This is a genomic window from Cupriavidus sp. P-10, from assembly GCF_003402535.2.
Lineage (GTDB): Bacteria > Pseudomonadota > Gammaproteobacteria > Burkholderiales > Burkholderiaceae > Cupriavidus.
The window spans coordinates 1,594,254-1,613,062 of record NZ_AP025172.1 but is presented as its reverse complement, the minus strand read 5'-3'; the positions used below and the strand labels follow the sequence as shown (position 1 = coordinate 1,613,062).

Sequence of the window (18,809 nt, the reverse complement as noted above, 5' to 3'; positions counted from 1 at the left end):
GGTCAGCTGCTGACCGGCCACTGGCCGCATCCTTGAGGGCCGTCCATGGAATTGCAACGCTCTCTTACTGCCGGTGCGCTGATGGCCCCGGCGTGCTCCGTGTTTTCAGGAGCGAATAGTGCGGTGCAGCGAAATGCGTCGGTACCCTTCGTCAGAAGGGAAAGCGCGGGCTTGGTCGGGTTGCCTTTGGGTTGAAGCTGTCCCCTGCCATTCGCGATGGCCCTCGTCGATTTTCGCGCGCGAAGATGCCGTGCAACTGACTTGAGCGTTACCCCGCTCAAGGAGGGAAGCGAGAGGGCAGCGCACCCCTCGCACTGGGGGTGAGAATAAAAAAGTTCGCGAGCAGATTCGGGACCGCCGACGTTCGTGGGATGCGCATGGCAAGTTGATGCGGCTCGGCATCCGGGCATCCTTCACTCAACCGCGGTAAAGAAATGAGAAAGAAGACAGTGCCACATACGGTATTCACGCGGGAGCAGCTGGATTCTTATTTCGCGTCGTACGTAGGGATGGAAGGCGGGAACCCGGGCGCTGCAGTGTGGTTCTGCGATAGCGCCCCGCATCAAAGCGGGCCGTCGCTATTGGCCCCGTTGGTTCCGCATGCTCACCCTGGCGCGTGGGATGCTGCATACCGCTACAAGTATCGCCATCACATGGAGCGCTGGCAATCACACCAGAAGATTGCCAGGATCATGTCGGCAGCGCGCGCACAGGTCTTCAAGAAGACCATAGGCGAGCAGGACTGGAGGCATTACTTCGATCATCATCTGTACGCGCCGCACGGCGCCGAGTTCAAGCTCAGTCTGTTTCCGCTGCCCACGCGCCTGATCAACCAGACGTCGTGGTCGAAGGCGTTTCGCGGCCAGCCGGAGCTCTTGCCCAGGCAGCGTTACCTTGACCTCTGCCGCGATGGTCGGCGCTTCGCCTTCATCGATGCGATGCGCCGACGCTGGAAGCCAAAGGTGGTGATTTGCCTGGGCGAGCGGCACGCCGACGACTTCGTGCAGGCGTTCGCCCTTGCGAAGGCGCGCGCGACCGACCACGTGCTGCAGCCCGCCGATCAGCCCAAGACCTTGCGCGTGCTTGAGCGAGACGGCACCACATGGCTCATCTGTCCGCCCCTGGCAGGCGCAGCGGGACTGATGTCCGATGTGTTGCTTGACGCGATGGGGCAGTACATCACGCGCTGGCTGCTGCCGGACGATTTTCCCGGGCGCTCCACTGGCGAAGTCGAACCGGTAGCGAGGCCGTCATGAGTCATGGCGAGCGTGGGTCGTTGATCGCGCCGGCCTGTCAGCGGGATCTGCGCCGGCAACGGATTGGCTTTCCCCCGCCAAGTAGGGGTGACACGGTTTGGTGGATGCGTTTATCTGCGTGCTGCCGCGATTTGCAAGCGGCTGCTGCAGGATCCGCTCACAAATTCGTGCGTGGCACCAGAGGCAGCGTAGGTCGCTGGAGGCTGTGCGCGGGAGTATCCCGTCACAGGATTCCCCACCATGTTTCGTTGTATCGAAGTATCGATCTCAGGAGAGCAGCGTGCAAACCAAAACCCGGAACATCTTCATCCTTGGCATCATGGCAGGCGCCGCAGCAACGCTGGTTGCATGCGGTGGCGGCGGTGACGATCCGCCTCCCCCTTCCCAGCCTTCTGCGACCGTGAGTGGCAAGGCCGTGGACTTCTACCTGTCCGGCTCGACTGTCACCTTCCTCGATTGCGACAACAAGACCGTGGCCACGAATGCAACCGGAGACTTTACCTTCCCGGCAGGTTGCACCAAGAGCGCGCTGAGAGTGACCGGCGGCACCGATATCGGTACCAACCAGCCGTTCACCGGGGTGCTGCAGGCACAAGCGCTGGATTATAGGGAGGGCGTGATTCAGGTGGTCTCGCCGCTGACCACGCTGGCGGTCCAACTCGGCTCGGGCCAGGCCGTACCGCTCGCGACGGGGCTCGGCCTGGCAGGCAAGGATCTGGCTACGCTCGACCCGATGCAGGACGCCACCGCGCTGCGGGCGGCGGTCGTGGTTCAGCAACTGGTCGACCACGTCGCCAAGACACTGACGGGTCTGGGCACTGGCGGAACGCTTACTCCCGCGGATACGGCCGCAGCGGCCTCCAAGGCGGTCGCCGGCGCCGTGGCCAGCGCGTCGGGCACAGCTGATCTGACCAGTAGCGCGTTAGTTACGAACGTGGTGTCCAGCGCTGTACAAAACGCCCAATCCGGCCTGCCCGCCAGCCTGCAGTCGGACATTGGCGCCGTGGCAGCCAATGTGGCCGCACTGGCCGCCCCGGTGATCACGAGCCAGGTAACAAGCGTGAGCACGGCGCTGGAGGCCGTCGATCTGAGCAGCAGCCCCGCCGAGACGTTGTCGGCCCTGACGGAGAGCGGATCGCTCAATATCGTGAGCACAAGCGCCCAGTCGACGACGACCACGGCGCTGGTCCAGGCAGTGACGACTGACGGGCTGACGGATGCATCTAACACGACCAGGCTGGCTGAACTCGGCGATGCCGTGTCGACCGGCAATACCGCCGAGATCCAGCAGGCGGCCGTGGGCCTGGGCAGCGCGGTGAGTGTCGGCGCAATCAACAACGTGGCAAATGCTGTCAGGCTGAACAACTCCCTGCTGCTGTCAAACCTGACGATCAACGGCGTGGCTTACCCGATCACCGACACGATCTCGGCCACGGGTGGCACGCTGGGCGCGATCCAGGTCGCGCTGACGCAGAATGGTGATGCGTTCAACGGCGGCCCGTCGCAAGTGCGCGCCGGGCTTAGCTATACCTACGGCGGCAATCAGGTCGATGTCATCATCGAGAACGTGACGCTGACGTTTAACGGGTCGCAACTGGTGGATGCGGTGGTGCCGGCCAACACCGCGTATTCGTTCCGGATCAGCGGCAACCTGTCGGCCGCGGCAAGCCTGACCAATAGCGTCGCCGACAATCTGTTCTCCAGCGCCAACGGCGGCTCGCTGAACCTGCCGTTCACGGTGTTCCTCGGCAAGCTCCGGTCTGCTGGCGCGCTGAGCCAGGCGCAGGTTGACGCGCTCACGCCAAAGGCGGTCAGCACGTTCCCCGTGACGTTTGCGACAACTGCCGGTGTCAACGGCAGGGATGTGAGGCTGGGCATGCTGGTCAACGGCGGCGTGGAGTTCGCCAAGACGGCGTTGGTGAAGACTGACTCCGAGATGGTGGTCGGCGACGGCCTCAAGACGACGGTTACGCTCAACCCGTGACCGGCGAGTAGTGGCGCCGGGGTGCCTTCCGCCCGGATGGGGAAGGGCCCGGCCCCCGGGCATCCGAACACGTGTCTCAAGGCCGTGCCGCGGGTGACCGGGTTCCTTTTGTGTCTGCGTCGAGCGCCTCCGCGGAGCGCGCCACGCATGAGGCTTGCCCAGTGGCCTCGGAGTTTCCTATGCAGCTGATACGCAAGCGCCGGTTTGACCACGCCTGCGCCCTCGTGCTGGGCCTGTCGTGCGCGGGTGCGGCCAGTGCGGCCCCGGACGATGTGTTCATGCAAGCCGAGCCCACCACCGGCGAATTCACCTCGGTGCGGGTGGAGGCCAGCTACGACATGGTCGATCGCACGGTAGATGTCTTCAACCTGCGCGGGCGGCAGGGGCCTGTGTCGGAGAACGCCGGCGATTATCGCGGTGGCAAACTGATGCTGGGCTATAAATTCTCGCCGCACTGGTCGGGGTCGGCCACCTACTGGCGCCGTGGCATCGACTACGGGCAAGACCACAACCAGATCGATACCTGGATGCTGGCGATGCACTACGACCCGCTGGCCGAGCCCGGTGCTCGCGATCGCATCATGCTGCGCTTCTCGCTATGGGGCGACCACTCCGGCAGCCTGAACCGCTCGTCGCCAGTGCTGGTTCGCAATACGACGTTCAACAGCCTCACTGTGAATAACGCGAATGATGTCCAGGCCCAGGCGGACGTCATCTTCTCCGGCGAGTTGACCGAGCGCAACCAGCTCACCGGCTTTATCGGGCTCGGCATCAGCCGCGTGACGATCGGCAGCATCAATACGCGCCTGCAGCGAGGCAATTGCAATTTCAATGTTGCCATCGGCTCCGACAATCTCGCCAATGGCCAACTGGCCGCGCCGTGCAACGTGGGCAACGCTACCCTGCAGTCGGCGTCCTTCGCGGTCGACGCCAGCCAGTTCGGGCTGAATTTCAACGACGATTTCAACTACACGGCCGGCTATCTGAACCTGGGCGGCTCATGGCGCTGGAGGTACGAGCGATTTTCGGCGCGGCTTGGATACCAGTTCCAGTACCTGCTGCGCAGCAATGTCGATAGCCGCACGCAAACCTATGGCAACTCGCCGATCCGCTCCAACCATACGCTGGGCCTGGAACTATCGTATGCGGTAGTGAAGAACGTGGAGGTGTTCCTGCGCGGCCAGGCGTCGATGTACAACTTCGTCGGCACTATCCCATTCCTCTATAACGCGACGACCGCAGGCAAGCTGGATCGGAACTACGGCTATGGCTCGATCGGCATCCGCTTCTCCGGGTTCTGAATTTGAGATCCTGAAGGTCTTTGCAGCACTGATGCAGCTTGCGCCCCAGGGCCTGTGGGCACATTTCGATCCCCTCTGGTGAGGGGATCGAAAACAGAAATTCCCCAAAATATTGCATCGCAGCAAGACCACTTATGTCAGACCTTAGAAGATTGAAATTCCTAAATCAGGAAGATTTGGTTAGAATTAATTCAATCGAAAAAAGATATAGGTAGTTATATTAGTGGAATGAAAGTCGCGGATCTGCACGTTTGGATGAATATTAACTTCATCGTTAGCGGCAATCGTCGCTGAGCGTGCAATGCCAAGGAAGGCGGTTTTTTCCATGGCAAAGTTCAAATAAGGGAAAGAATTATCCTGATTACAGGATAACGCCGGCTCGCAGTTTCCTCTCGCGTCTTGGTTGTACTCCGCCGCGCCATGACTGGATTTTCATGTCAGGCGGGGCCGCATGCGAGTACGAGTCTAGCCCCGTCATTCAAGCGGGCAGTTCCGGGCATTTGAAAAGACCCGATCGGCGCATGGATGCCGCCCTGGTGGCGCATTGAATCCTTCGCACCCTGCCTGCGCAATAAAGACTTGTGAAAGACCACAGCAGCACGTTCGCCCCCGAGGCGACGGCATGCCGTGGCATTGATTATCGGGGGTCCCACCAAGCAGCAAGGGATAATATGCAGCATTCACAGGTGTTCGCGCGCCAGGAACTGGACCGTTATTTTGCCTCCTACGTTGGCATGGAAGGAGGCAATCCAAGGGCTCCCGTCTGGATATGCGACCGAAGCCCTGCGTGGTCGGAGGCACTCGTGGCACCGCTGGAGCCGCGTATGGCACCACCCGCCTGGGACGCCGTGTTCCGCCACCAGCACCGGGAAGACATGGGCAAGTGGTTCGGCCATCAGTGCGTGGCACGCATCATGGCCGCAGCGCGCGCCGAAGCGCTGCGCGTCCGGCTCGGGGACAACGACTGGGAACAATACTACTGGCGCCATCTCTACTCGCCACGGGGTGCCGAGTTCAGGCTCAGCCTGTTTCCACTGCCTGCCCATGTCGACGGGCGAACGACGTGGTCCAAGGCGTTCCGCGGCCAGCCTGAACTTATCCCACAGTCGCGCTACCTGAATCTGTGCCGAGATGGGGAGCGCTTCCGGTTCCTCGGCAAGACTCGCGCCCGCTGGCGCCCGAAGGCGGTCATTTGCCTGAGCCATCGCCATACCGACGAATACATCGAAGCATTCTCGCTAGGCGGGCTGGCCAGCGAAGAGTATGCACTCCAGCCTGCAGACCAGGTAAGGCGCCTGCGCCTTTTCACCAAGGACGGCACGACGTGGATCATCTGCCCGGCCATCGGCGGTAGCGCCGGAATGACGTCGCAGGTTCAACTCGATGCGTTCGGAAAGTTTCTGGGTACGTGCCTGGCAGAGAGCGACTTCCAGCACTGTGTCGATCTCGATGCCGTCGAACACACACCGCCGGCGCGGCCAGAGCGCTTGCCGGAGCCATACCAGATGAGGCTGCCTGCCGAGGCAGTTGGATGTCGTACGGGGGAAGCGCGGGCGGGCAATTGCGAAACCTTTGCCTAGGGCTACACCAGGAAAAAACTGATGTAAAAAAATTTCAGTTTTCTCGAGTCAATCTATTTGACACAATTCCCGCACTTCATTCATTTGAATTTCCCATTGGAGGCACCGTTAGCGCGGTGCTTTTTTTTTTGCTCAGCGGAGGGGAAGCAGTCAGTTGAGCTGACCTATAAGCGTCTTGCCATGCTCGAACCAGGCTTTGCGCACATCCGACGCCAGTCCGCCAGGCCTTCTGTGACCACTGGCATGACACTGTCAAAAATCGAATTGCACGGCATAGCGATGTACGCTGTCCCGGAGCAACTGCAGCAATCCCGCACGCCCGGCGTTGAGGGTCGATGCCGTCTACTGGGAAGCGCTGCGCGGCCGGAAATTGCTGCTCAAGCGTTGCCTGAGCTGCGCGCGCCACCACTTTTACCCGCGCGTGATCTGTCCGCATTGCCATTCGATTGAGGTCGAATGGAGCGAGGCCACCGGCTTGGGAGAGATCCATACCTATACCGTCGCGCGGCGGCCGGCGGCCCCGCGTTCAAGGATATGACGCCGTATGTGGTAGCCATCGTCCAGCTCGATGAGGGAGCAAGGATGATGACCAACATCGTCTGCAACGACCCGGGGGAAGTCCGTATCGGGCAGCGCGTCGCGGTCGAGTTTGACGATGTCACGGAGACGGTCACGCTGCCGAAGTTCAGGATCGTGCCCGCACCGGCGACAGGAGGCGCTGGCTAGGCGTCCCAGCGCGCTTCTTCCGCTACGGCAAGCTGCAAGGCAGCGGAAGAGGGATTTTCAAATGGGCTCTCAGTTCAGCAGCCCATACCGGCGCGCCTCAAAGGTGGCCTGCGTGCGCGTCTTGACGCCCAGCTTCTTGTGGATGTTCTTGACGTGCGACTCGATGGTCAACTTGGACAGCGACAGCGCGGCGGCGATTTCGCGGTTGGTCGCGCCGCGGTCGATGCAGCGCAAGATATCAAGCTCGCGGGCGCTCAGCGGCCCGCTGGCTGCGGCGCGGGTGCGGCCGGTCGGCGGGCTGCAGGCGGCTTGCGGCTCGGCAGCTACCAGCGACTGCAGCACAAGCCTGGCGATAAAGGGATCGATCGGCATGCCGCCGCGCAGGGCACTGCGCAGGCAAACCGAAAGTTCAGTGTCGTCGCTCTCCTTGAGCAGGTAGCCGCTGGCCCCGGCGCGCAAGGCGCCGATTACGTCGGCTTCGGCGGCCGGATCGGAAATCACCACGATCGGCAGGCGCGGATCGCGCGCATGCATCGCACGGATCAGGTCTATGCCATTAACCGTGGACATGCTGCTGTCGACCAGGGCCATGTCGAACGGGCGCTCGACCAGCAGGGCATTAACTTCGTCGGGGCAACTGGTGCAGGCGAGTGCGTCTGCCGTGTAGGCGAGATCCGAGAGGATCGCGCAGAGGCGGGCGCGCATGCGTTTTTCGTGGCCGACCAGCAAGAGGCTTCCCGACAGTGCAGGCTTCTTGTTGGCAATCGTTGGATTCATGTGGAAATGAGGGTTACCGGGCGAACCATACTTTGCTGTCCACGCCGCGGCCAGCAAATTGACACAGTTGCATCGCTCTTAGAATACCCAAAATTGGGTATTTGGATGTCATCAACCTGCCACGTTCCCGGCAACTTTGCGCGATCGACTGAAAATACCGGATTACAGGTATTGTCGTGTCCAAGTGGCACAGCGTAAATTTCGCCTGACTTCCGTTGCGCAACCAACAGAAACACAAAGATTTAGGGGTCAAAAGCGCGGAAGTAGGGGTTTTCCCGGGTGTGTCGTGTTGTTTCTGACACAACACGTTCCGGGACAAAAAGAGAGCCTGACGGGGCGAACGAGCTGGCAGCGCCCGCTGCCTGTGCACGAAGTCCCGATAGGAACGGGTAGCTAAAACACAGAGATTGCCAAAAAAGGCTTGCCTTGCGGCTGATGCGGCGTAGGCCGTCTTCGACCTCGGCAGTGGGACGATTATTTCGTCTTCGCCGGGGGGCTTTGCCGTGCGCACGATATTTGTGCGAATTCGATGATTGTTCGGACGCATTCAAGTCCTTCCGGAGAGTTCCATGTCCAATAGCCTGCAGAAGTGGGTCGGGCGCAATCGCCCGCCCCGTGTCCAGATCTCGTATGACGTCGAAGTTGGTGATGCCATCGAGAAGCGTGAATTGCCCATGGTGGTCGGCCTCCTGGCCGACCTGTCGGGCCATCCCGCTGAGCCGCTGCCCAAGCTGAAAGAGCGCCGCTTCGTCGAGGTCGATCGCGACAACTTCGACGAGATCATGGGCAAGATCGCGCCGCGCCTGGAACTGTCGGTGCCCGACACCATGAAGGACGGGCAGTCCAACCTGAAGGTCGAACTGAACTTCGAGAAGTTCAGCGACTTCCATCCGGAAAGCCTGGTGGGGCAGATCCCGCGCCTGGCCAAGCTGCTCGAGGCGCGCCAGCAACTGCGCGACCTGCTGGGCAAGCTCGACGGCAACGACGAGCTCGACTCGCTGCTCGAACGCATCGTGCGCGATGCCGATGAGCTGAAGCAGGTGCGCAGCGAAGCCGACGCCGGCCAGCCGGCCGCAGCGAGTGAGGAAGCCGCTCAAACGCCGGCCGACGCCAGCTAAGTCCGAAGCATAGGAAGCAACGAATTCCCTGAGGGTGATCCAGATGGCAAGCAATCCTATCGCCGAAGCGGCGACCGAATCGAAGGCGGCCGCCGCCGCCGGCGCAACCGAACTGACCCTGCTCGAGCGTATCGTTCAGGAAGGCAACATGGCCGTGGAGCCGTCGCAGAGCGTCTACGCGAAGAAGCTGATCGGCCAGCTGGCCTCGCAGATTCTCGACGAAGGCATGCGCACCAGCCCCGACAAGAGCCTGGTGGCGACCATCAACGAGCGCGTGGCCGAGATCGACCAGCTGATCTCCGACCAGCTCAACGCGATCATGCACGACCCGGACTTCCAGGCGCTGGAAGCGTCGTGGACCGGCCTGCATGACATGGTGTACGGCACCGAGACCGGCCAGAACCTGAAGCTGCGCCTGCTCAACGTCAGCAAGCGTGACTTGCTGAAGGACCTGGAGTCGGCGGTCGACCACGACATGAGCGTGCTGTTCAAGAAGGTTTACGAAGAGGAGTACGGAACCTTCGGCGGCTATCCCTACACGGTGCTGATCGGCGACTACAGCTTTGGCCGCCATCCGCAGGACCTGGCGCTGCTGGAGCGTGTGTCGAAGGTGGCCGCAGCCGCCCACGCGCCCTTCATCGCCTCGGCCGCGCCGAGCCTGTTCGACCTCAAGACCTTCACCGACCTGGGCGTGGCGCGCGACCTCTCGAAGATCTTCGAGAGCGCCGAGCTGGCCGCCTGGCGCTCCTTCCGCGAGTCGGAGGATTCGCGCTATGTGTCGCTGGTGCTGCCGTCCTACGCGGCACGCCTGCCGTACGGCGCCAGCACCAACCCGGTCGAGAGCTTCAACTTCGAGGAAGACGTCGACGGCACCGATCACGGCAAGTACCTGTGGGCCAACTCGGCCTACCAGCTCGGCCTGCGCATCACCGGCGCCTTCGCGCGCTATGGCTGGGCCACCGCGATCCGCGGCGTGGAAGGCGGCGGCAAGGTGGACGGCCTGGTCGCCCACGCCTACAAGACCGACGAAGGCGACGTGGTGCTCAAGTGCCCGACCGAGGTGACCATCACCGACCGTCGCGAGAAGGAGCTCAACGACCTCGGCTTCATCGCCATCGTCAACGCCAAGGGCTCCAACAGCGCCACCTTCTTCGGCAGCCAGACCGCCAACAAGCCCAAGGTCTACAACAAGGACACGGCCAATGCCAACGCGCAGCTGTCGGCACGCCTGCCGTACGTGCTGGCGGCCTCGCGCTTCGCGCATTACCTGAAGGTGATCATGCGCGACAAGGTGGGCAGTTTCCAGAACCGCGCCGACGTGGAGAACTTCCTCAACAACTGGATCGCCGACTACGTGCTGATCAACCCGTCCGCGTCGCAGGAGGCCAAGGCGCGCTTCCCGCTGAGCGAGGCGCGGGTCGATGTGACGGAAGTGCCCGGCAAGCCGGGCGCCTATCGTGCGACCTGCTTCCTGAAGCCGCACTTCCAGATGGAAGAGCTGACCGCATCGATGCGCCTGGTGGCCGAATTGCCGGCCGCAGCCGCCTGATCGACACCGCCGCGCGGTGCAAGGCTGGCGGCGCTGCCGCCGCCTTGCACCGCAGCCAGCCTGCTGAACCTACCCGAGTTTCTCCGGAGCCAAACAAGCCATGGACACCATCATCCTCGAGATCACTGATATCAAGGGCAACACCAAGATCACCGGCCACGAAGACAAGATCCAGATCATGTCTTTCAGCAACGGTGTGTCGATGCACATGAACCGGGATGTCGCCAATTCCGAGCGCACCATGGGTCGCCCGGACTTCCAGAACATCACCCTCAGCAAGATGACCGACCAGGCCACCCCGGGCCTGTATGGCGCCTGCGCCGGCGGCAAGGACCTTGGCGTGGTCAAGCTGCTGATGGGCCGCAACGAGGGCGACACGTTCATGCCGCTGATGACCTACACGCTGAAGAACACCATGGTCAGCAACATCAACACCGGCGGTGGCGGCAGCGATGCGGTGGACACCTTCTGCCTGGACTTCACCGAGATCAAGGTCGAGTACACCAAGCAGGGTTCGGACTCGAAGAAGCAGGGCACGGCCGCTTTCGGCTGGGACCTGGCCACCAACAAGGCCGTTTCCTGAGCGGCAGGCCTGCCTGGCGGACCTGAGCCCGAGGCGATCCCATGGCGACGATCATCAGCGGCGCACCCGTGCCCCTGTTCGAGCGGCTGGCGTCCGGCGGCACCGAGCCGTCGGCGCACCTGCTCGACGGGGCACAGTTGCGCCAATCGGTGGCGCGCGAACTGGGACGCCTGCTCAATACGCGCTCGCGCCTGTCTGCCGAGGCTTTCCTCGCCAGCGAGGGCACGGTGCTTGACTACGGCCTGCCCGACTGCTCTTCGCGTTCCCTGCAGTCTGGCCCGGACCGCGCATTGATCGCCGCGCTGGTGCGGCATGCCGTGACCTTGTTCGAGCCGCGGCTGCGCAACGTGAATGTAGAGTTTGTGGGTACCCCTTTGAACTCCGCGTTGACCCAGCCGGTCCTGCTGATCGACGGTGAGCTTTGTCTTGGCCAGGCGCCCGAGCGGGTTTCGTTCGAGCTGGCCGCAGGCGACGAGACGGCCACGCTGCGCGGGACCGATCATGGCTGAGCCGGGCGAAGGCGACATCCTGCACTACTACAAGCAGGAGCTGTCCTATCTGCGCACGCAGGGCGCGGCCTTCGCCGAACGCTATCCCAAGGTGGCGTCGCGCCTGGCGCTGCACGGCACCGAATCGCTGGATCCGCATACCGAACGCCTGATCGAGGCGACGGCCTTCCTGGCCGCGCGCGTGCACCGCGATCTCGACCAGTCCTTTCCGCAGGTCGCATCGTCCCTGCTGGAGAACGTCTGCCCGGCTCTGGTGCAGCCGCTGCCCTCGATGACCGTGGTGCAGTTCGCGCTCGACCCCAGCCAGGGCAAGGTCACCGCGGGCTACCGGGTACCGCGCCATACCGGGCTGCAGGCCCGTACCGAGGACGGTGAGACCTGCCGCTTCCGCACCAGCTGGGAAACCACGCTGTGGCCGCTGACGGTCGAGCAGGCCCGGCTCGACCAGGACCATACCCTGCGCCTGACGCTGGCCTGTGCCGACGGCGTCGACTTCTCCGAGCTGGAGCTCACCACGCTGCGCCTGCACCTGCACGGCGACTGGATGGTGACGATGCCGCTCTACGAACTGCTGGTGAGCGGGGTGGCCAGCGTGCGCATCGAGCCGTGCGACGGTGAGGCCTCGCTGCTGCCGGCTTCGGCCTGGCGCGAGGTCGGCTACGGTGCGGACGAGGCGGTGCTGCCGCAGCCGCCCAATGCGCAACCGGCTTATGGGTTGATGCAGGAGTACTTCGCCTTTCCGCGCAAGTTCCACTTCTTCGACCTGGCGCTGCCCGCGGGCCGGCTTGGGCGCGGCACGCGCTGCGATATCGTGCTGCGCCTGGCGCGCATGCCGCGCGGCATGGCGCGCATCGGCGCCGGCAATTTCCGCCTCGGCTGCGTGCCGGCCATCAACCTGTTCTCGCAGACCAGTGAGCCGATCGTGCTCGACCAGCGTCACTACGAGTACCGGCTGGTGGCGGACCAGCGGCGCGAGGCCGCCACCGAGATCCATTCGGTCAGCTCGGTGGTGCTGTCCGACCCGGCCAGCGATCGCACCCAGGCGGTGCCACCGGTTGCCGCGGCCAGCGGCGACGCGGCCGCCGACGGGGTGTACTGGTGGACCCGCCGCGAGGCGACCCTGCGGCCCGGCCTGTCCGGCACCGACACCTACCTGACCTTTGTCGATGCGGGCAAGGCCTCCGGCCAGCCGGCAGCGCCGGTCGCCTACGCCAACGTGCTGTGCACCAACCGGCGCCTGGCCGAGCAGGTGCCGGTGGGGGCGCGCATGCTGGTGGAGAACGTCTCGCAGAACGCGCGCGTGCGCTGCCTGTACGAGCCGACGGTTCAGCGCAATCCTCCGCTGGGCGGCGAATCGCTGTGGCGACTGGTGTCGCTGCTGACGCTGCATCACGGCACGCTGTCCAGCGGTGCCACCGGCCGCCACGAGGTGCAGCAGATGCTGCGCCTGTTCGCCGCCGACGGCAGCCGCGAACTGGAACAGATCCGTGGCATACGCAGCGTGCAGTCGCGCGGTGTCACCGCGCATATCGGCGGCGATGCCTGGCGCGGCTTCTGCCGCGGCACCGAGATCGGCATCGAGTTCGATGCCGACGCCTTCGCCGGGGGATCGCCGCTGTTGATGGGCGCCGTGCTGGCGCGCTTCTTCGCGTTGTACACCTCGGTCAATTCCTTTGTGCGGCTGGTGGTGCGCCGCGGAGACGAGATATGGAAGCAATGGGAGCCGATGACCGGCTGCCAGACGCTGCTGTGATCGACCGTCTCGCCGCCAACCCCGCCGCGTTCAACCTGTTCCAGGCCATCGGCCTGCTGGAGCGGGCCACGCCCGGTGCGCGTCCGCTCGGCCACGGCGACGGCAGCGGCGAGGCCGTGCGCCTGCGCGGGCTGGTCTCGCTGGCCTTCCAGCCGCGCGACGTGGCATCGGTGGCTGCCGGCGCACCGCACGATGGCGACCATGCCGACCATGCGCTGCCCCCCGGGGCCGGCCAGCCGCCCTACACGCTGACCACGCCGGCCCTGTCGCTGGCGGGGGCGAATGGGCCGCTGCCGCTGCCTTACACCGAGCTGCTGCTGGAGCGGCGCGCGGCGCGCGACCATGCCATGGCAGAGCTGCTCGACATTTTCAATCACCGCTTCCTGTCCTTCCTCTATCGCGGTCGCGCCAAGCACGCGCCGGGGCTGGGCGCGCAGGCGCCTGCCACCACGACGCTGGCCACTTGCCTCGATGCGCTCAGCAACCTGGGCCTGCGTGCCGGCCTGCGCGGTCCGGCCGGCGCAGCGCCCTGGCTGCGCCACGCCGGCCTGCTGGGCGCCGCGCCGCGCTCGATGGAAGGGCTGCTGGCCCTGCTGGGCGACCGGCTGGGGCTGCGGGTGCGCGGCCGCCAGTTCGTCGGCGGCTGGCTGGCGGTGGAGCGCACCGACTCGGTCCGCCTGGCCGGGCGTGGCACGCCGGGAACGCAGCTGGGCGGCGGCGCGGTGCTGGGCCGGCGGTGCTGGGACCAGGCCGCAGGCATTGGCCTGGACCTGCAGGTGCCGGACGCGCGGCGGCTGGAAGCGCTGCTGCCCGGCGGTCCCGATCACGACCTGGTGGCATGGCTGGTGCGCAGCCATGCGCCGCAACCATTCGACGTGCAGCTCGCGCTGCAGGTTGCCGAGCAGCCAGCCACGCGCCTGGGCGGCGGCGCCCGCTTGGGCTGGACTGCGTGGCTGGCCGGTGGTGCTGCCGCGCAGCCCGCACCGGTGCGGCTGTCGCTGCGTGCCTGCGCCGATGCTGCCGGCGCCAGCGCGCTTTCATGATCCGAGACAAGCATGGACATCGATATCCGCACACTGCTGAGCCGGCTCAATCCGGAATGCCGCCAGGCGATGGAGGCCGCGGCGCAGCTCTGCGTGCGCCACACCCACTACAACGTCGATGTCGAGCACCTCTTGGTGCAACTGCTGGAGGCCGAAGCGCGCGACCTGCACGTCATCCTCGAGCACTTCGGCATTGGGCGCGAGACGCTGCTGGCGCAGCTGCACAAGGCCATCGACGGCTTCAAGCGCGGCAATGGCCGCACCCCGGCGCTGTCGCCTAACTTCTCGCCGCTGTTCCAGGAGGCCTGGCTGCTCAGCTCGATGCTGCTGGGCGAGCAGCAGGTGCGCACCGGCACGCTGGTGCTGGCGCTGCTTGAAGTGGAAAGCCTGCGCGGCTTGCTGCTGGAATCGGCGCCGGCCCTGCTGAAAATCCCACGCGCGGCGCTGCGCGAGGCGCTGCCCGCGCTGCTCGGTGCCGGCGCCGGCGTGCCGGCCGATGGCCCCGGACGCGCCATGCCGGCGATGCCGCAGGCCAGCGCCGGCGGCGCACAGAAGTCCGCGCTGAACCAATTCACGATCGACCTGACGGCGCTGGCGCGTGAAGGCGCGATCGACCCGGTGCGCGGGCGCGACGGCGAAATCCGCCAGCTTGTGGACGTACTGCTGCGCCGCCGCCAGAACAACCCCATCCTGACCGGCGAGGCCGGCGTCGGCAAGACCGCGGTGGTGGAAGGCTTTGCCCAGCGCATCGTGGCCGGCGACGTGCCACCGGCGCTGCGCAATGTCTCGGTGCGCTCGCTCGATCTGGCCCTGCTGCAGGCCGGCGCCGGCGTCAAGGGCGAGTTCGAGAACCGGCTCAAGTCGGTGATCGCCGAGGTCGCAGCCTCGCCGGTGCCGGTGATCCTGTTCATCGACGAGGCCCACCAGCTGATCGGCGCGGGGGGCAGCGAAGGGCAGGGCGATGCCGCCAACCTGCTCAAGCCGGCGCTGGCACGCGGCGAGCTGCGCACCATCGCCGCAACCACCTGGGCCGAGTACAAGAAGTACATCGAGCGCGACCCGGCACTGGCGCGCCGCTTCCAGATCGTGAAGGTGGAGGAGCCTAGCGAGCCGGTGGCTGTGGAGATGCTGCGCGGCATGGTGAAGAAGCTGGAAGCGCACCATGGCGTGGAGATCCTCGACGATGCCGTGCGCGATGCGGTCAAGCTGTCGCACCGCTATGTGTCAGGACGCCAGCTGCCGGACAAGGCGATCAGCGTGCTCGATACCGCCTGCGCGCGCGTGGCGATCGCGCAGAACGGCGTGCCGGCAGAGATTGAATCGCTTGGGCGCACCATCGAAAACACCGAGAACCAGTTGCGCATCCTGCGTCACGAGGCGGCCACCGGCGCCAGCCGCGCCGACGAGATCGCCGCCGCCACGCGACAGCTCGAGGAGGCGCGCAGCCAGCATGCGCGCCTGTCCGACAAGCTGGTGGTGGAAAAGCGCGTAGTCGACGAGATCCTGGCGTGGCGGCGCAGGATTGCCGCTTACCTGGCCGGCCAGGTGGATAGCGAAGCCGGCGCGGATGCGGAGGACAGCGACGACAGCGCCGAATCGCTAAGCGCCAACCTGACGCGGCTTGAAAAGGGCCTGGAGGCGGTGCAGTGCGACGAGCCGATGGTGCCGGTGTGCGTCAGTTCGGCGGCGGTGGCCGAGGTCATCTCGAGCTGGACCGGCATCCCGGTGGGCCGCATGCTGGCCGACGAGCTCCACACCGTGCTCCACCTGCACGACAAGCTGGCCGAGCGGGTGGTCGGCCAGGACGAGGCGCTCGACGCGATCGCGCGGCGCATCCGCACCTTCCGCGCCGACCTAGACGACCCCGGCAAGCCGGTGGGCGTGTTCCTGCTGGTTGGCCCGAGCGGCGTTGGCAAGACCGAGACCGCCTGCGCGCTGGCCGACCTGCTGTACGGCGGCGAGCGCAACATGATTACCGTCAACATGTCGGAATTCCAGGAGGCGCACAGCGTGTCGGGGCTCAAGGGCGCGCCGCCGGGCTATGTCGGCTACGGGCGTGGCGGCGTGCTGACCGAAGCGGTACGGCGGCGCCCCTATAGCGTGGTGCTGCTCGACGAAATGGAGAAGGCGCACCCCGACGTGCTGGAGTTGTTCTTCCAGGTGTTCGACAAGGGCATGATGGAAGACGGCGAAGGGGTGCCGATCGACTTCCGCAACACGGTCATCCTGCTGACCTCGAACGCGGCCCAGGACGTCATCACCGAAGCCTCGCACGGCGGCCGGCGCCCGCCCCCGGAAGAACTGGTCGAGCGCCTGCGCCCGGCGCTGCTGCAGCGCTTCAGCCCGGCCTTCCTGGCGCGCATGGTGCTGGTGCCGTACTACCACCTGGGCGATGCGCAGATCACCGCCATCGTCGACCTCAAGCTGGGCCGGATGGCGCAGCGCTTCGAGCGCAACCACAACGCCCGCCTGACCTGGGACGATGCGTTGGCGCGCGCCATCGTGCAGCGCTGCAGCGAGGTCGACAGCGGCGCGCGCAATGTCGACCATATCCTGACCCAGTCGGTGCTGCCGGAACTCGCGCATCAGGTGCTGGAGCGCATGTCGATCGCCGAGCCGTTCGGCGGCGTGCATCTCTCGCTTGACGCGCAGGGCGGCCTGGACTTCCGTTTCCTGCCGCCGGCGGAGGCCTGAGGCCATGATTCCGGCGACCTCCACCCAGTCCGACAGCTTCGCCACAGTCACCACGCCGTTTGGCGACAACGTGTTGCTGCTCGACGGGTTTGCCGGGCGCGAGGCGCTTTCCGAGCCGTTTTCCTTCCAGCTGCGCATGCGCTCGGCGGACAAGGCGCTCGATGGCAGCCGCATCGTTGGCCAGAAGGTCACTGTCAGGCTGCAGCGGCCGGGCGGCTTCTTGCGCTGTTTCAACGGCATCGTGACGCGCTTCGCCCATACCGGCGCCGACCCCAGCCATGCGTTCTACAGCGCCGAGCTGGCGCCGCGCCTATGGCTGCTGACGCTGGCGCGCGACCGCAGGATCTTCCAGAACCAGAGCGCGCTCGACATCATCCGCAGCGTGCTGGGCGAGTTCGAGGTAGCGTTCGACGCGCGCGTCACCGCTTCGCGCTACCCGGTGCGCGAGTACTGCGTGCAGTACGACGAAAGTCCCCTGCAGTTCATCGCGCGGCTGATGGAGGAAGAGGGCATCTTCTACTACTTCACCTTCGCCGACGGCGCACACACGATGGTGCTGGGCGACAGTCCCTCGGCCCACGCCGCGCTGCCCCACGAGGCCGAGCTGTGGGGCGGGCAGCCGGGCGAGCAGGCGGCGGGCCTGCCGATGCTGGCGGCCTTTCGCATGGAACAGGGACTCGGCCCGGCCAGCCACGTGCTGGCCGACTACGACTACGTGCAGGCGCAGACCAGCCAGGGCAGCGCGCAGCCGGCCTCGAGCGCACCCGGCGCGCGCCAGTACATTTTCCCGGGGCGGCACAAGGATGCCTCGGACGCCGCGCGCAAGGCGGCGGTACGGGTGGCCGCACAGCAGGTCGAGGCCCGCTGCGGCAGCGGCGAGAGCAACTGCCACGGCCTTGCCGCGGGCGGCACCTTTACCCTTGGCGGCCACGTCAACGCGGCGCTGAACGCCGAGTACGTGGTGCGTGCGGTCGAGCACTCGGTGGCCGGCAGCCACTATGCCAACAGCTTCACGGTGTTCCCGCTGGCGGTGCCATTCCGCGCGCCGTTGGTGACGCCGCGTCCGCTGGTGGCCGGCACCCATACCGCAACCGTGGTCGGCTCGCAGGGCGAGGAAATCTGGACGGACCAGCACGGCCGCATCAAGCTCAAGTTCCACTGGGACCAGGCTCCCGGCGCCGACCAGGACAGCTCGTGCTGGGTCCGGGTGGCGCAGGGCATGGCCGGCCATGGCTGGGGCCAACTGTTCCTGCCACGCGTGGGACAGGAGGTGGTGGTCAGCTACGTCGACGGCGACCCCGACCGGCCGCTGGTGACGGGCAGCGTCTACAACGGCCAGGTGACGCCGCCGGTGACGTTGCCCTCGATGCAGACCCAGAGCGTGATCCGCTCGCGCACCTCCAAGAACGGCAGCGCCGGCAACGAGCTGCGCATGGAGGACAAGGCCGGCGCCGAGGAGCTCTACCTGCACGCGCAGCGCGACATGAACGTGGCGGTGGAAAACAAGCTGTCCACCACCGTGGTCGGCGCCGGCGAGTCCCATGTTGTACAGAAGGGCGACCGGCTGGTCGAGGTGCAGTCGGGCAACGAAACCCACAAGGTGAGCGGCACCCGCAGTCTTGAGGTAGGCGGTGATGAGACCCGCACGAACGGCGCCGCCTTCACCCAGGAGGTCAGCGGAACCTACACGCTCAAGGTGTCGGGCGACCTGGTGATCGATGTGACGGGCGCCATCACCATCAAGTCGGCAGGCTCGGTGGCGCTCGAGGCCGGCACCTCGCTGAGCAACAAGGCGGGCACCACCCTGGCAAACAAGGCGGGTACCACGCTGAGCGGCGAGGGCATGACCGTGCAGCAGAAGGCATCGGCCTCGCACACGGTGGAAAGCGGCGGCATGCTCGAGCTCAAGGGCGCCATGGTGAAACTGAACTGAAGC

At 65.4% G+C, this 18,809-nt stretch carries 16 protein-coding genes; 14 read left to right on the top strand and 2 right to left on the bottom strand.

Annotated elements, in window-relative coordinates:
- Positions 1–434: 434 nt before the first annotated feature.
- The 4 genes from CTP10_RS37425 to CTP10_RS37410 all read left to right on the top strand — a co-directional run bounded on the left by CTP10_RS37425 (position 435) and on the right by CTP10_RS37410 (position 6,121).
- The gene (locus tag CTP10_RS37425; RefSeq protein WP_116318355.1) at positions 435–1,256 is read left to right on the top strand and encodes a transcriptional regulator; all 822 of its coding nucleotides are present in this window, start codon (positions 435–437) and stop codon (positions 1,254–1,256) included.
- A gap of 280 nt (positions 1,257–1,536) precedes the next feature.
- Positions 1,537–3,240: a hypothetical protein gene (locus CTP10_RS37420; protein WP_116318354.1), complete on the top strand. Its 1,704-nt coding sequence runs from the start codon at positions 1,537–1,539 to the stop codon at positions 3,238–3,240.
- A 179-nt stretch (positions 3,241–3,419) separates the two neighbouring features.
- Positions 3,420–4,541 carry a hypothetical protein gene (locus CTP10_RS37415; protein ID WP_116318353.1) on the top strand — a complete coding sequence of 374 codons (1,122 nt, stop codon included), beginning with the start codon at positions 3,420–3,422 and terminating at the stop codon, positions 4,539–4,541.
- 824 nt (positions 4,542–5,365) lie between these two features.
- The gene (locus CTP10_RS37410) at positions 5,366–6,121 is read left to right on the top strand and encodes a transcriptional regulator (protein ID WP_233528001.1); all 756 of its coding nucleotides are present in this window, start codon (positions 5,366–5,368) and stop codon (positions 6,119–6,121) included.
- Between the two features lie 150 nt (positions 6,122–6,271).
- Here CTP10_RS37410 and CTP10_RS41490 read toward each other — a convergent pair whose 3' ends face one another.
- Positions 6,272–6,325, bottom strand: coding sequence for a hypothetical protein (locus CTP10_RS41490; RefSeq protein ID WP_411860295.1), 54 nt, complete (start codon positions 6,323–6,325; stop codon positions 6,272–6,274).
- Positions 6,326–6,446: 121 nt separating this feature from the next.
- Between CTP10_RS41490 and CTP10_RS41485 the strand changes: the two genes are divergently transcribed.
- Positions 6,447–6,659, top strand: a complete 213-nt coding sequence (locus CTP10_RS41485) for a Zn-ribbon domain-containing OB-fold protein (protein ID WP_442875254.1) — start codon at positions 6,447–6,449, stop codon at positions 6,657–6,659.
- Positions 6,578–6,847, top strand: coding sequence for a Zn-ribbon domain-containing OB-fold protein (locus CTP10_RS37405; RefSeq protein WP_334223332.1), 270 nt, complete (start codon positions 6,578–6,580; stop codon positions 6,845–6,847). Before CTP10_RS41485 ends, CTP10_RS37405 begins: the two co-directional genes overlap by 82 nt.
- Positions 6,848–6,916: 69 nt before the next feature.
- On the opposite strand, the gene CTP10_RS37400 is transcribed toward CTP10_RS37405, so the two are convergent.
- Complete coding sequence (locus CTP10_RS37400) at positions 6,917–7,624, bottom strand: LuxR C-terminal-related transcriptional regulator (protein WP_116318351.1); 708 nt, start codon at positions 7,622–7,624, stop codon at positions 6,917–6,919.
- 569 nt (positions 7,625–8,193) lie between these two features.
- Between CTP10_RS37400 and tssB the strand changes: the two genes are divergently transcribed.
- The 8 genes from tssB (at position 8,194) to tssI (ending at position 18,806) form a co-directional block, all read left to right on the top strand.
- On the top strand, positions 8,194–8,742 hold the full coding sequence (gene tssB / locus CTP10_RS37395) for a type VI secretion system contractile sheath small subunit (RefSeq protein ID WP_116318350.1): 549 nt from the start codon (positions 8,194–8,196) through the stop codon (positions 8,740–8,742).
- A gap of 43 nt (positions 8,743–8,785) precedes the next feature.
- Positions 8,786–10,291, top strand: coding sequence for a type VI secretion system contractile sheath large subunit (gene tssC, locus CTP10_RS37390; protein WP_116318349.1), 1,506 nt, complete (start codon positions 8,786–8,788; stop codon positions 10,289–10,291).
- Positions 10,292–10,391: 100 nt separating this feature from the next.
- Entirely contained in the window at positions 10,392–10,874 is a 483-nt protein-coding gene (locus tag CTP10_RS37385) for an Hcp family type VI secretion system effector (RefSeq protein ID WP_116318348.1), read from the top strand.
- Between the two features lie 41 nt (positions 10,875–10,915).
- Complete coding sequence (gene tssE / locus CTP10_RS37380; RefSeq protein ID WP_116318347.1) at positions 10,916–11,383, top strand: type VI secretion system baseplate subunit TssE; 468 nt, start codon at positions 10,916–10,918, stop codon at positions 11,381–11,383.
- Positions 11,376–13,136, top strand: coding sequence for a type VI secretion system baseplate subunit TssF (tssF, locus tag CTP10_RS37375; protein ID WP_116318346.1), 1,761 nt, complete (start codon positions 11,376–11,378; stop codon positions 13,134–13,136). Before tssE ends, tssF begins: the two co-directional genes overlap by 8 nt.
- Positions 13,091–14,179 carry a type VI secretion system baseplate subunit TssG gene (gene tssG, locus CTP10_RS37370; protein WP_233528000.1) on the top strand — a complete coding sequence of 363 codons (1,089 nt, stop codon included), beginning with the start codon at positions 13,091–13,093 and terminating at the stop codon, positions 14,177–14,179. Before tssF ends, tssG begins: the two co-directional genes overlap by 46 nt.
- Positions 14,180–14,191: 12 nt before the next feature.
- Positions 14,192–16,873, top strand: a complete 2,682-nt coding sequence (tssH, locus tag CTP10_RS37365; protein WP_116318345.1) for a type VI secretion system ATPase TssH — start codon at positions 14,192–14,194, stop codon at positions 16,871–16,873.
- A gap of 4 nt (positions 16,874–16,877) precedes the next feature.
- Positions 16,878–18,806, top strand: a complete 1,929-nt coding sequence (gene tssI, locus CTP10_RS37360; RefSeq protein ID WP_116318344.1) for a type VI secretion system Vgr family protein — start codon at positions 16,878–16,880, stop codon at positions 18,804–18,806.
- Positions 18,807–18,809: the final 3 nt, after the last annotated feature.

Bases quoted from the DNA above. Each gene is read 5' to 3' on its own strand.
- CTP10_RS37400 (WP_116318351.1), bottom strand. From the start codon at position 7,624: ATGAATCCAACGATTGCCAACAAGAAGCCTGCACTGTCGGGAAGCCTC.
- tssC (WP_116318349.1), top strand. From the start codon at position 8,786: ATGGCAAGCAATCCTATCGCCGAAGCGGCGACCGAATCGAAGGCGGCC.
- CTP10_RS37415 (WP_116318353.1), top strand. From the start codon at position 3,420: ATGCAGCTGATACGCAAGCGCCGGTTTGACCACGCCTGCGCCCTCGTG.
- CTP10_RS37425 (WP_116318355.1), top strand. From the start codon at position 435: ATGAGAAAGAAGACAGTGCCACATACGGTATTCACGCGGGAGCAGCTG.
- CTP10_RS37385 (WP_116318348.1), top strand. From the start codon at position 10,392: ATGGACACCATCATCCTCGAGATCACTGATATCAAGGGCAACACCAAG.
- CTP10_RS37405 (WP_334223332.1), top strand. From the start codon at position 6,578: ATGGAGCGAGGCCACCGGCTTGGGAGAGATCCATACCTATACCGTCGC.
- tssB (WP_116318350.1), top strand. From the start codon at position 8,194: ATGTCCAATAGCCTGCAGAAGTGGGTCGGGCGCAATCGCCCGCCCCGT.
- tssF (WP_116318346.1), top strand. From the start codon at position 11,376: ATGGCTGAGCCGGGCGAAGGCGACATCCTGCACTACTACAAGCAGGAG.
- tssH (WP_116318345.1), top strand. From the start codon at position 14,192: ATGGACATCGATATCCGCACACTGCTGAGCCGGCTCAATCCGGAATGC.
- tssI (WP_116318344.1), top strand. From the start codon at position 16,878: ATGATTCCGGCGACCTCCACCCAGTCCGACAGCTTCGCCACAGTCACC.
- tssE (WP_116318347.1), top strand. From the start codon at position 10,916: ATGGCGACGATCATCAGCGGCGCACCCGTGCCCCTGTTCGAGCGGCTG.
- CTP10_RS37410 (WP_233528001.1), top strand. From the start codon at position 5,366: ATGGCACCACCCGCCTGGGACGCCGTGTTCCGCCACCAGCACCGGGAA.
- tssG (WP_233528000.1), top strand. From the start codon at position 13,091: ATGGAAGCAATGGGAGCCGATGACCGGCTGCCAGACGCTGCTGTGATC.